Annotated in this window: 13 protein-coding genes; 4 read left to right on the forward strand and 9 right to left on the reverse strand. The window is 68.0% G+C overall.

Going from position 1 to position 12159, the window contains the following annotated elements; all coding sequences use genetic code 11:
- Positions 1 to 53 precede the first annotated feature (53 nt).
- Both AB0I35_RS07125 and AB0I35_RS07130 read right to left on the reverse strand, forming a co-directional pair.
- Positions 54 to 734, reverse strand: a complete 681-nt coding sequence (locus AB0I35_RS07125) for a phosphonatase-like hydrolase (RefSeq protein ID WP_357394870.1) — start codon at positions 732 to 734, stop codon at positions 54 to 56.
- A gap of 8 nt (positions 735 to 742) precedes the next feature.
- Entirely contained in the window at positions 743 to 1870 is a 1128-nt protein-coding gene (locus AB0I35_RS07130) for a TIGR03364 family FAD-dependent oxidoreductase (protein WP_357394872.1), read from the reverse strand.
- Positions 1871 to 1967: 97 nt separating this feature from the next.
- On the opposite strand from AB0I35_RS07130, the gene AB0I35_RS07135 reads away from it, so the two are divergent.
- Entirely contained in the window at positions 1968 to 2690 is a 723-nt protein-coding gene (locus tag AB0I35_RS07135; RefSeq protein WP_357394873.1) for a GntR family transcriptional regulator, read from the forward strand.
- Positions 2691 to 2694: 4 nt separating this feature from the next.
- On the opposite strand, the gene AB0I35_RS07140 is transcribed toward AB0I35_RS07135, so the two are convergent.
- On the reverse strand, positions 2695 to 3054 hold the full coding sequence (locus tag AB0I35_RS07140) for a DUF4254 domain-containing protein (RefSeq protein WP_067496462.1): 360 nt from the start codon (positions 3052 to 3054) through the stop codon (positions 2695 to 2697).
- Between the two features lie 388 nt (positions 3055 to 3442).
- On the opposite strand from AB0I35_RS07140, the gene AB0I35_RS07145 reads away from it, so the two are divergent.
- Positions 3443 to 4324 (forward strand): helix-turn-helix transcriptional regulator, encoded by an 882-nt coding sequence (locus AB0I35_RS07145; protein ID WP_357394874.1) that lies wholly within the window; start codon positions 3443 to 3445, stop codon positions 4322 to 4324.
- 7 nt (positions 4325 to 4331) lie between these two features.
- Here AB0I35_RS07145 and AB0I35_RS07150 read toward each other — a convergent pair whose 3' ends face one another.
- The 3 genes from AB0I35_RS07150 to AB0I35_RS07160 form a co-directional block, all read right to left on the reverse strand.
- On the reverse strand, positions 4332 to 5156 hold the full coding sequence (locus tag AB0I35_RS07150; RefSeq protein WP_357394876.1) for a thioesterase domain-containing protein: 825 nt from the start codon (positions 5154 to 5156) through the stop codon (positions 4332 to 4334).
- A 56-nt stretch (positions 5157 to 5212) separates the two neighbouring features.
- Positions 5213 to 5677 (reverse strand): DUF4254 domain-containing protein, encoded by a 465-nt coding sequence (locus tag AB0I35_RS07155; protein WP_357394877.1) that lies wholly within the window; start codon positions 5675 to 5677, stop codon positions 5213 to 5215.
- A 128-nt stretch (positions 5678 to 5805) separates the two neighbouring features.
- Entirely contained in the window at positions 5806 to 7083 is a 1278-nt protein-coding gene (locus AB0I35_RS07160) for a TIGR03118 family protein (RefSeq protein WP_357395025.1), read from the reverse strand.
- 183 nt (positions 7084 to 7266) lie between these two features.
- Between AB0I35_RS07160 and AB0I35_RS07165 the strand changes: the two genes are divergently transcribed.
- Both AB0I35_RS07165 and AB0I35_RS07170 read left to right on the forward strand, forming a co-directional pair.
- Entirely contained in the window at positions 7267 to 7764 is a 498-nt protein-coding gene (locus AB0I35_RS07165) for a peroxynitrite isomerase (protein ID WP_357394879.1), read from the forward strand.
- Positions 7765 to 7974: 210 nt separating this feature from the next.
- Positions 7975 to 8166, forward strand: coding sequence for a hypothetical protein (locus AB0I35_RS07170; protein WP_067496292.1), 192 nt, complete (start codon positions 7975 to 7977; stop codon positions 8164 to 8166).
- On the opposite strand, the gene AB0I35_RS07175 is transcribed toward AB0I35_RS07170, so the two are convergent.
- From AB0I35_RS07175 to ispG, 3 genes are all read right to left on the reverse strand, one after another.
- On the reverse strand, positions 8160 to 9950 hold the full coding sequence (locus AB0I35_RS07175) for a penicillin-binding transpeptidase domain-containing protein (protein WP_357394880.1): 1791 nt from the start codon (positions 9948 to 9950) through the stop codon (positions 8160 to 8162). The genes AB0I35_RS07170 and AB0I35_RS07175 overlap by 7 nt on opposite strands.
- A 65-nt stretch (positions 9951 to 10015) precedes the next feature.
- Positions 10016 to 10879: a GNAT family N-acetyltransferase gene (locus tag AB0I35_RS07180; protein ID WP_084456521.1), complete on the reverse strand. Its 864-nt coding sequence runs from the start codon at positions 10877 to 10879 to the stop codon at positions 10016 to 10018.
- Between the two features lie 71 nt (positions 10880 to 10950).
- Positions 10951 to 12105: a flavodoxin-dependent (E)-4-hydroxy-3-methylbut-2-enyl-diphosphate synthase gene (gene ispG / locus AB0I35_RS07185; RefSeq protein WP_181696838.1), complete on the reverse strand. Its 1155-nt coding sequence runs from the start codon at positions 12103 to 12105 to the stop codon at positions 10951 to 10953.
- Positions 12106 to 12159: the final 54 nt, after the last annotated feature.

The raw sequence follows: 12159 nt of genomic DNA on the forward strand, positions 1-12159 counted from the left end.
CAACTTTCGTTTCACGGAGGTGCATTCGCCGCGGCGGTCGCCGCGACGGAAGTTCAGGCCAGCAGCAGGGCGGGGAAGTCGGCGACGGAGTCGATGACGTGGGTCGCGCCCGCCTCTCGTAGCTGTGCCGCGCTGTGCGCGCCGGTCAGGGTGCCCGCGACGATGCTCGCCCCGGCCGCCAGCCCCGTCGCGATATCGCTGGTGGTGTCGCCGAGGACGGCGATCCGGTCGACCGCGTCGACCCGCAGGCGCAGGGCCGCGGTGAGCACCATGTCCGGGTAGGGACGGCCACGACCGGCGTCGGACGGGGCGAGGGTGAGGTCGGCCAGTTCGGCCCAGCCGAGCACGGACAGCAGCTTGTCCTGGGTGCCGCGGCTGAACCCGGTGGTGAGCGCCACCCGGACACCCGCGTCGCGCAGGGCCGTGATCGCCGCTACCGCACCGGGTATGGGCGCGATGTCGGCCTCGCCGACGAGCGCGTCGTAGGCCGCCTCGAAGGCGCGATTACCTGTCTGGGCCGCGTCCTCGTCACCGAGCAGCGCGCGGAAGACCTCGATCTTGGACTGCCCCATGGTGTCGAGCACGTATCGGCGGGCCGCCTCGCGACGTGGGCCGTCGGACTCGATCCCGACCGCGGTCGCCGCCTCCTCGAAGGCGCGAAGCACCAATCCGCCGTCGGCGACGGTGGTGCCTGCCATGTCGAGCACGGCGAGCTGAATATTGTTGTGGTGCATGGTCGTCCTCACAGTCCGATCTCGTCGGCGGTTTGTTCGCCGAGGGCGGGGCCGAGCGTCATTCCGCGACCACCGGGGCCGGTCACCACCCACACGTTGGTGTCGGCCCGCACGCGGGTGACGATGGCGTCCGGGTCGACGCTCTGGCTGTAGACACCCGCCCAGCGGCGCACCACCCGTGGCAGCTTGCGGCCGAGCAGTTCCTCGGTCACCTCGGTGAGATGGTCGTAGGGCGCTTCGTCGACGTCGAAGGCGAACGGTTCGGTGTATTCGTGGGTGTCGCCGATGGTCAGCCCGCCGTGCAACCGCTGCACACACAGCAGTTGCATCTTGTGCTCGGCGGCGGTGGCGGTCTGCGACTGTTCACGCGTGAGCGAATCCACCTGCGGGCCCGCGAATCCCGGGTAGTAGCGGAAGCTGTCGCCGTCGGCGATCGCCGTGGTGAGTTCTTCGCCGAGCGGCTCGGTCTGCATCATCTGCAACCGCACCCGGCGCACCGGCAGCACACCGGCCAGTTCCCGGGTGAGCCCGGAATGCGCCGCGCCGGGGCAGTGCACGACCAGGTCGGCCTCGTGACGGCGGCCCTGATCGTCGAGCACCACCGCACCGGCGCCGGTATCGGTGACCGCCCGGGCCTCGGTCGACTCGTGGAAGGTATAGCGACCGCTGGCGGCCATGTGGGCACGCAACGCCGGCAGCGCCTGCCGCGACTCCACCGCCGCGTCGGTCGAGCAGTGCAGGCCGGCAAGGTATTTGCCGCGCAGCGCCGGGTTGTGCGCCAGCACCTGCTCGGGTTCGAGCAGCGCGAAACCGCGATCGGCCGCGGTCGGCCCCGCCACGGCGGCCTCGGCTACGGCCAGCTCCGCCGGGGTGCGGACCAGGGTGATCGACCCGGCGGGCCGGAAACCGACGCCCGCGACCCGACCGCCGATCTCCTCCCACAGCTCGCGCGAACGCAGCGTGAGTTCCAGTTCACCCGCCGACCGGCCGGATACCCAGACCAGGCCGAAGTTGCGGACCGTCGCGCCACGCGCCTCGCGTTCGCGTTCCAGGTGGACGACCTCGTGGCCGCGGGCTATCGCGGCCCAGGCGTGCGCCGTGCCGAGAATCCCACCACCGATGATGACCAATCGCATGGCACCGATAGTGACAAATGGTCTAGACCGATAGGTGTGGCCAGAGCGAACACCGCGTTAACTTTTGGTATAGACCAATCCGGGTACGCTGAGCGGCATGGATTCACCGCACACCACGCGCGTCCCGAAGGTGTTCCGCGTCCGCACCCAGATCGACGCGATCCTCGCCGAACTCGACGAGGGCGACCCGGTGCCGTCGGAACGCGATCTCGCCACCCGCTTCGGAGTGGCGCGCGAGACGGTGCGCCACGCGCTGCGGGAACTGCTGGTGGAGGGCAGGATTCGCCGACGCGGACGCGGAACGGTGGTGTCGCGGCCGAAACTCACCCAGCCGCTGTCGCTGCGCTCCTACACCGAGGGTGCGATCAGTCTCGGCCGCGTACCCGGCCGCATAGTCGTCGCTTGGGAAGACGTTCCCGCCGACGCGCAGACCGCGACCGATCTCGAGGTGGAACCCGGCACGCCGGTGATGCACCTCGAACGCGTCCTGTTCGCCGACGGTGAACGCATCGGCCTGGAGAGCACCTATCTGCCACTGCATCGTTTCGGCGGGCTTCGTGGCAGTTACGACCCGACCACGTCGCTCTACGCCGCGATCCGCGCCACCGGCGTGAGCTTCGCCGGTGCGCGGGAACGCATCGAGACCGTTCTCGCCTCGCCACGGGAGGCGGGCCTGCTCGAAAGCACGACCGCACTACCGATGTTGCTGCTGCACAGGCGAAGTGTCGATGCGGACGGCGCACCTATCGAACGGGTGCGCTCGCTCTATCGTGGTGACCGCGTCGCCTTCGAGGCGAGGCTGTCACCGGAACCCGTGTAGCCGCCTACTGCTCGGGCAGCCTTCGCCTGCCACCGATCACATCGGTGACGAGGTCGGTGTAGCCGTCGACCAGTTCGGCCAGGTGATACCAGTGCTTGTGCGTGCTGTCGCTTCGCGCGCCGTCCAGGTCGATGGCCTGGTTGGCATCCACCCAGCTGCGCGCCATCCGGTCGACGACGGCGCCGAGACTTTCGGTGTGCAGCGAGGCACCCGTCCGGTTCACCGGAATCTCGGCGACAATCCAGTCGTTGATGTCGTCGACGAGTTCTCCTCGACGGCAATCTATTTCGGCGATCAATGCGGCGTCACGCACCTGTGCCCGCCGTTCGTGCAGCTCAGCGAGCGCGTGTGCCGATCGCAGCAATTCGCGATCCTGGAAACGCCGCCCCTGAAAGGCGCACAACAATTGTGGCGCCGTCGGCAGTACCCCACCCATCACCGGCGCGCTCATCGCAACGCCCCGAATTCACCCGACACCCAAGATTTGTCTACCAACATGATTGGCTCTCGATTCGGTTATCCCGGTCTTCTGTTCGGCTTGCTCGCAACCAGGCTAACTGGATCATGCTCGCTCACAACGGGAAACGCAAGATTGCGTTGTCACTCCTGCAGTAAAGCCGCCCTGACAGAATCGCGGGTCACTTGACCACCGACGAACAGGCCGACCGGCATTCTTTCCCGAACCCGTGACAGCATGGACGAGCAGCGCAATAATGCGATTCACGTGACGCGCCACAGGCGAAGGGGCACCCATGGCAGGCAAGCGAACCACACTCACCGTCCGGCTTCGCAGGCTCGCCGCGATGCTCCGTGAGCTGCGCGAATCCGCCCAGCTCAGCAAAGAGGACGTGAGCGCGCGCACGGGCATCAATGTGACAACCCTGTACCGCATCGAAATGGCGCAGGCGCGCCCACAGCGGCGCACTCTCAGCGCGATGCTCGACCTGTACCAGGTGAGCGACAAAATGCGCGAGGAGGCCATGAGCCTGCTCAGTGACGCGCTCAAACCAGGTATGTCACATGCGTACGAAGGCGCGTTGTCCGATGTCTACGCCACCTACATCAACTTCGAGGCGGAAGCACTTTCGGCACGTCAGTACCAGACCTCCACTGTGCCCGGCCTGTTGCAGACCTTCGAATACGCGGCGGCGGTGATCGATACGTCGATGCCGCGCCTCGATGCCTCTGTGATGGAGAGCCGGGCCAAGGCGCGCATGGACCGCGCGGTCAACCTGACGAAGGACGATCCGCTCGAGCTGTGGGTGGTGATGGACGAGGCCGCCATCCGCCGGGTGGTCGGCGGTCCGGTGACCATGGTCGGCCAGCTCGACCGGCTACTGGAGGAGACCAAGCGCAAGAACGTGATCCTGCAGGTCCTGCCGTTCGAGGCGGGCGCGCATCCCGGCATGGCCGGGTCGTTCACGCTGCTCGACTTCCGCAATCCGGTCGACCCCGAGCTGGTGTACGTGGAGAGCATGTCCGTGCACGACCTGGTCGAAGGTCATTCGGAGATCCGCCGATTCGGCGTGATCTTCGACCAGTTGCGGGCCATGGCGCTGAGCCCACGTGATTCCGCCGCGCTGATTCAGCGGGCACGCGACGAGATCGCTGCCGGGGTGGATCGGGCACGGTAGCCGCGCCTCATGTGGTGAGCAGGCCGGCGATCCGGGCGAGGGCCTCGGGTGCGAGAAGGTCGTCGAGGGTCGCGTCGACGGCATGGGCCGTCACGTTGCCCGTCACCAGGCGTCGCCAGTCCACCAGCACGGCAGTCGCATCGGGTCGATCGCGCTCGGGGACGACCACGACGAGGTCACCGGGCAGGCTTTGTGGGCGATGGGTCGACGCTGCGCGTGCGAGCGCGTCGCAGTGATCGATCAGGTGCCGCAATTCGTCGCCCGTCATGGCGATCGTGCCCGCCAGCCGGTCGGTCAATTCAGCCGCTGACGTGTCAATGCCCGTTTCCGGGTCGGGCGGACGAGATCCGTTGTCCGCGATACCGACGAGCCGCTCGACAAAACCGCCCGGCGTGGTCGGCGACAGCGGTCCGGCACCGGCATCCGTGCCAAGGAGGACAACCCGGACAACCTGCTTGTCCTCCCCCAGCCGTACCGCCATCTCCTGAGCGACGAGGCCGCCCGTCGACCATCCGAGCAACCGATACGGCCCCCGCGGAGCGATCCGGCGGATCTCGGTCAGGAAGTGCTGCGCGTAAGCGCCGATCGTCGGCAGGTCGACAAGCGTCTGCAGCCCGTAGACGGGTACCTCCGGCTCGAGGTGAGCGAGCAGGCAGGCGAACGGCCAGGCCAGGCCCGCCTCACCGGCGAGACAGAACAGCGGTGCGCCGTCGGCCGAATCCGAGCGCGGACGGATCGGCAGCACGGTCGACACCGCGGCAGCGGGTCGCGGTTCGGCGAACACCTCGCGGGACCACTCGCAGGTCTGCGCCTGCTCCTCGTCTGTGCGCACAACAAATGGTACGTCGTACGAAAGTTCTACCGAGCCAACGATTCCGGGGGCATCGGTCAGTGGACGACCGAGGGAAGACAGCGGGAACCGGCCCACAAATCGTCGATGAGGCGCTGGTAGCTCTCGGCGAGGTCGTCGAGCCGGGCCCACTCGTCGTAGAACTGCGCGTCGGTGGCGTCGGCCATGGTGACGAACAGCCGCGCGCTGTGCGCGGCGAGCCGGTCGACGAGCATGCCGAGGGTTTCGCAGTGCTCGGCCGCGGTGGCCGAGGGCAGCGGGGCGGCCAGGATCACCCAGCGGTCGATCGCGCGCATCAGCTGCCCCCGGCGACGGTCGAGGCCGGGCGCCTCGAAAGCCGGCGTGCGGTCGCGCACCTGGTGCAGCACGGCGAGCTCGGCCGCCGCATGCAGCACCGGGTGGTAGTCCTCGGTCAGCCCACGGAACGCGGCGAGCATCAGCTCACGCCCGGGCAACCTGGTCCGGTCGACCGAAAACCGCGTCTCACAGCGCATCACCGTCATCTGGCACCTCCGGCTCGGCCACCCGGCAAACACTCCGCCACCACTGTCCCCTACCACGATGCCAGACGGAAGCGAACAGGCCTGCGGACATTCAGGTTGTCCTGTTCGCCTGGCGTGTGCCCGCCGCGCTACAGCGCGCGCAGACTGCCGAACAGGCCGTCCTTCTCCTCACGTGGGCCCGCGGTGAAGTACAGCGCGTCGGCGTCGCCCGCGCTCTCACCGTTGCCGAACGTCAACGCCCACAATCCCTCGATCTGCACCGGCTTGCCGTCGCTGTCACGCAGGTAGTCGACAAAGGTTCCGGTGGTGTCGTCGAAGGCGAGCACCCGGCCGAGGCCACCGGAGTTGCCGATCAGCAACTTGCCCGAGAGTGCACCGAAATTCGACGGCGCGATCGTCACCGCCCACGGTGCGTTGAGGCGCCCGCCGTCGTCGATGATGCGCACCAGCTTGCCCGCGGCGTCGAATTCGGCGACCTTGCCCTTGTCCGGAGTGCCGTCGGCCGCTTCGTCGGCCTTGGCGTCGAGCGAGACCTCCTCGCCCTTGTCGAAGGCCTCGGGGTCCTTCTTGTCGGCCTTGGTCACGGCGTAGGAGACGAAAACTCGGCTGCCGACCGTGGTGATGTTGAACGGTGCCGGGTCGCCGGGAACGGCCTTGTTGCCCTTCTCCGGACTGGCGGGGTCGATGGGCTTGCCGGTGGCGAACGGGTTGGCGAAGCCGGTGGTCGCCACCGGCTGCCAGAACTTGTCGAAGGTGCGGATCTGCGGGTCGGCGCCGAAGTCGGCAGCCAGCAGTTTGTCACCGGAGGGTGCGAGCGCGAGCCCGAGGAACGACATGCCCTGGGCCGAACCGTCGAAAACCTGGTTGGCGACGCCGTTGCGGCGGATGACGGCTCCGTCCGGCGCCTGCTCGGTCCAGGCGTTGATCCTGCCGGAATCGGTGCCGACGATGAACCGTGCCGAACCGCCGAGCGGGACCGGCATTCCGTTCAGATCGACCCATTGGTCGCGCACCGCGAACAGATCGGAATTGATCGGGGCCGGGTTGAACACCACACCGGTCGTCTTGCCCGCCGACTTGTCGGACGGGTCGGCATCGGTACCGGGAATCGCGACGGATTCGAACTGGTCCCTGGTGAGTTTCTGCAGTGCCGGATCCGTCGACTCGCTGACATCGCCGAGGAACTGGAACGACTTACCACCCGCGCCCACCCAGAAATGTCCGCCCGCGCCCTTGGGCCGATTCGCCAGACCCCAGGCGTCGACCATCTCGGCGATGGTGAATTGGGCGTGATAGGAGTCGGAGCTGGCGGCCAGATCGGTTTGGCTGTACCGGTTGCCGTCGAGGGCGGCGACACCGTCGCCCGCCGAGTCGGTGCCCGAGCACGCGGCAGCGACCAGTAGCACCGCGCCGAGAACCGCACCGCGCACCGGCCCGGACAGCACCCGGCGGGTGCCCCTCACATGTCCGTTCAACGTTCATTCCTTTCGACCTCCGCCGGACGGCGTTCAGGCGACGCTGACCTTATCCCGACCTGTGTGACGGTGTGCCGTGAACATGGCTGTGGCGGCAGGTCTAGGCTGTCGCGCGTGGTCGAACCAAGCGCGCCCATCGCCCCGCATCCCGCCGTCGCCGCCCTCGCACCGCTGCTCGGTACCTGGCGCGGGCGAGGTCACGGTGAGTACCCGACCATCGACCCCTTCGACTACGTCGAGGAGATCACCTTCGGTCATCTCGGCCGGCCGTTCCTGACCTACCGCCAGCGGACCAAGGCCGCCGACGACGGGCGCCCGCTGCACGCGGAGACGGGCTATCTGCGGTTGCCCGCGCCCGGCAAGGTCGAACTGGTGCTCGCCCATCCCACGGGAATCACCGAGATCTGCGAGGGAACACTCACCGAAACCGTCGACGGAATTCGGCTCGAATTGAATTCGACGAATATCGGGGTGAGCGGGTCGGCGAAATCGGTGACCGCCGTTGGCCGTTCCTTCCATGTGACCGGCGACACCATCGAGTACACGCTGCGGATGGCCGCCGTCGGCGAATCCCTGCAACATCATCTGAGCGCGACCCTGCAACGTGCGTGACAATGCAATTTCATTTGCACGTACCCCCTGAGCAGCGTGTTCGATCGCGACAGCGGATCGTCACGGTCGCATAGCGATTACGTTCGAACACGCCCGCACATATGGCAACAATTGTGTGTCGCTTACTGCCGCCGCCTGTTGCCGAGCGCTTCCGCGTTCTACGGTTCTCCCATTCGGAACACGTCGAAACCCTGGACGAGGGAGACGAATATGAGCCGTTCCACCCTGATTTTGACCACCGCCGGAATGATTCTCGGGGGTGCCATGGCCATCGATCTGCTCGACGCCCGAGTCCAATCCGCGCCGCCCAAACCGGCGCCCGGCTATGAAGTGGTCCATCGCGACGCGGTCGAGCACACCGACAAAGACGCCTACGTCGTTCCGCCGTATCGCGCTCAGTAGCCGGGCGGCAGCGCCGCGAACATGTCACGGGTGACGGCGACCGCGTTGTCGGAACTGCCACCCTTGACCAGCAATGTCGCGAAGGCCATGTCGCCGCGATAGCCGACGAACCACGAGTGCGATCCGCCGTCGACCTCCGCCTCACCGGTCTTGCCGTACACCTCGCCCTGATCGCGGATGCGTTCGGCGGTGCCGCCGGTGACGACCATCCGCATCATCTCGCGCAGCCCCGCTACCACTTCGGGCGCGAGTTCGGGCCGCTCACCGACGATCTCGGTGGGCCTGCCCGCGATCAGATACGGCACCGGCGCCGACCCGTGCGCCACCGCCGCGGCCATCAGCGCCATCCCGAACGGGCTCGTCACCACCCGTCCCTGGCCGATGCCGTCCTCGGCGCGCTGGACCAGCCCGTCGGCGGGCGGCACCGACCCCGACAGCGTCGGCAACCCGGCCACCCGGTAGTCCTGGCCGATGCCGAGGCGGGCGGCGGCCTCGGTGAGCGCGTCGGGTTCGAGCCGGCTGGCCAGCCCCGCGAAGGTCGTGTTGCAAGAGCGTTCGTAGGCGGTGGCCATCGGCACATCACCCACCGAGAAGAGGTTGTAGTTGGGAATCGTCCGCTCGCCGATGGTTGTCCGGCTCGGGCAGGGCAGCACTGTCTCGGGCGTCGCGATACCCGCCGCCATCGCCGCCGACGCCGTGACCGTCTTGAAGATCGAGCCGGGCGGGTACTGACCGCTCGTGGCCACCGGTCCGTCACGGTCGGCGGCCTTGTTCTGGGCCACCGCGAGAATCGCGCCGGTGGAGGGCCGGATCACCACCATCATCGTCTGCTCGGTGCGCAGGTCGACTGCGTGCTGCGCCGAATTCTGCACGAAACGGTCGATACTGAGCGCGAACGACGGTGCCGGCTGGGCCGGGACCTCGTGCAGCACATCGAGATCCGCGCCGTTGGCGTTGCGGGTGACCACGCTCCAGCCCGCCTTGCCGTCGACCTCGGCGATCACGGTCTTGCGCACCTGGGTGAGCAGGTCGGGGGCGAACTTGCGATCGGTGGGCACCATGTCCCACTCCTGGGTGAGCGTCACTCCGGGCAGACCGATCAGGTGACCGCCGAGCGTCTCGGCCTCGTACTCGCTGAGCAGGATGACCGTGTACGCCCCATCGGCTTTGCGCGCGGCCGACAGAATGGCCTGCGGGGTGTAGGCCACCGGATCGATGCGGCTCAGCGCAGCGGCCAAGGCGCCCGCGACCCGGTCGGGGTCCGGGGCGTCGGCGACCGTGAACCGCACCCGTGACACCTTGCCAGGCACGAGCACATCGCTGCCCGCCGACTCGTTGACCCGCGCGCGCGGCGCGGGTTGTGTTCGCAACTCCAGGCTTTGGGTGTCGCCGAGCTTGGGATGGATGTCGGTGGAGGTCCAGCGCACCAGCCAGCGGCCGTCGCTGCGGCCCATCTGCAGTTCACCCGAATAGGTCCAGTGGCGGCCCTTGGGCAGGGTCCACTCGTAGGTGTAGTCGACGGTGGCGGTATCGCCCTGCACGCGCGCGTCGCCGGTGCGGACGGTGAGCTTCTCGGCCTGCAGGGCGTCCCAGGTGGAAGTGAGCGCGGCCGTGGCCTTCTCGGGCGCGGTCGTGAGACCACCCGCGGTGACCAGATCACGGTCGGCCAGGGCCTCGGCGAAATCCTGGGCGGCGGGCACCGGTCCCTGCGGACCCGTCGAACACGCGCCCGAGGAGAGCGCGAGCGCGAGCACCGCACAGGTGGTGAACATCCGAGTCCTCATCGGCACAGATGGTAACGGCGAACCGGACGCCGACGACGCAACAACGCCGGGTCAGCGGCGGAAAACTAATCGACGAGGACGGTCGCGAAGGTGGCGATCTGACGGAAACCCACACGGCTGTAAGCACGTCGGGCGATCTGGTTGTAATCGTTCACGTACAGACTGGCCGTACGGCCGGTCGACACAACGGCATTCGCGACAGCGGCCGTTCCCGCCGTCCCCACCCCGGCACCGCGATGCTCGGGATGCACCCACACGCCCTGGATCTGACCGGTGCGCCGGGACAACGACCCGATCTCGGCCTTGTACACCACTTCGCCGTCGTCGAAACGTGCCCAGGCCCGGCCGGATTCGATGAGACTCTTGATGCGGCGGCGGTAACCGCGACCACCGTCGCCGGCGCGCGGGTCGACGCCGACCTCCTCGATGAACATGGAGATCGCGGCAGTGAGGTAGCGGTCGATCTCGTCGGGCCGCACTCGTCGCACCGCGCTGTCCGGGCGGGCGAGGGCAGGCTGGGCCAGGGCGAGCAGCGGCTGGTCGGCACGTAACTCCCGAGCCGGACCCCAACTCGGCGCCAGCATCTCCCACAGCGGCAGCGCCAGCTCCTGCCTGCCGACCACGGAGGAACACACGCGCGGCCACCTGGTCGCCCGATCGGCGAACGCGCGCAGGGCCTGCTGATCGCCGCGCAGCGGAACCAGGTTCGCACCGGAGAAGCACAGGGAGTCGGCCGGACCGCCGCGACTCCACAACTCACCGACGCCGGAACGGGTGTCGAGCCCGAATTCCTGGACACGGGCCGCGATCATGCACGAGGCGACCGGATCGGCATCGAGTACCCGTAGCACCTCGGCCAGGTCCCGCACGGTCACCGGACGCGCGGGGGTGGCCTTGGACCGTCGCGTCGGCTCCAGCAGACTCCGCACGGCACCAGCCTGCCACGAAAGCGGGCGCAGTGGTACGGGTCGAGGTGAATCCGTCGCCGGACCGTGAGGGATCAGCCCGCCGTGACCACCGGCTGCGCGCCCGGCTCGGTGCCCATCTCCTCGGCGATCCGCATCGCCTCCTCGATCAGAGTCTCCACGATCTGCGCTTCCGGCACGGTCTTGATGACCTCGCCCTTGACGAAGATCTGTCCCTTGCCGTTGCCGGAGGCCACCCCGAGATCGGCTTCGCGCGCCTCGCCCGGCCCGTTCACCACGCAACCCATCACGGCCACGCGCAGCGGCACCTCGAGGCCGTCGAGACCGGCCGCGACCGCGTCGGCCAGCGTGTACACATCCACCTGGGCGCGCCCACACGACGGGCACGACACGATCTCGAGCTTGCGCGGACGCAGGTTCAGCGACTGCAGGATCTGGCCGCCGACCTTCACCTCTTCGGCGGGCGGCGCCGACAGCGAGACGCGGATCGTGTCACCGATACCCTCGCTGAGCAGGGCGCCGAACGCGACCGCCGACTTGATGGTGCCCTGGAACGCCGGGCCCGCCTCGGTGACTCCGAGGTGCAGCGGGTAGTCGCTGCGCGCGGCGAGCTGCCGGTAGGCCTCGACCATCACGACCGGGTCGTTGTGCTTGACCGAGATCTTGATATCGCCGAAGCCGTGGTCCTCGAACAGGCTCGCCTCCCACAGCGCCGACTCGACCAGCGCCTCGGGGGTGGCCTTGCCGTACTTCTCCATCATCCGCTTGTCCAGCGATCCGGCGTTCACGCCGATACGGATCGGGATGCCCGCCGCCCCTGCGGCTTTGGCGACCTCGCCGACGCGGCCGTCGAATTCCTTGATGTTGCCCGGGTTCACCCGCACAGCGGCGCAGCCGGCGTCGATGGCGGCGAAGATGTAGCGGGGCTGGAAGTGGATGTCGGCGATCACCGGGATCTGTGACTTCTTGGCGATGGTCGCCAGGGCGTCGGCGTCTTCCTGCCTCGGACACGCCACGCGCACGATGTCGCAGCCCGAGGCGGTGAGTTCGGCGATCTGCTGGAGGGTGGCGTTCACGTCGTGGGTCTTGGTGGTCGTCATCGACTGCACCGAGATGGGATGGTCACTGCCCACGCCGACGTTGCCGACCATGAGCTGACGGGTCTTGCGCCGTGGTGCGAGAACAGCAGCGGGAGCGGCGGGCATCCCCAATCCGATAGTGCTGGTCACGGTCGGCTGCCTTCTTTCCTACGGATCTCGAATCGACCTGGGCTGATTGCTTCC

This window comes from Nocardia sp. NPDC050378 (assembly GCF_040655675.1).
In the GTDB taxonomy this organism is placed as follows: domain Bacteria; phylum Actinomycetota; class Actinomycetes; order Mycobacteriales; family Mycobacteriaceae; genus Nocardia; species Nocardia coubleae.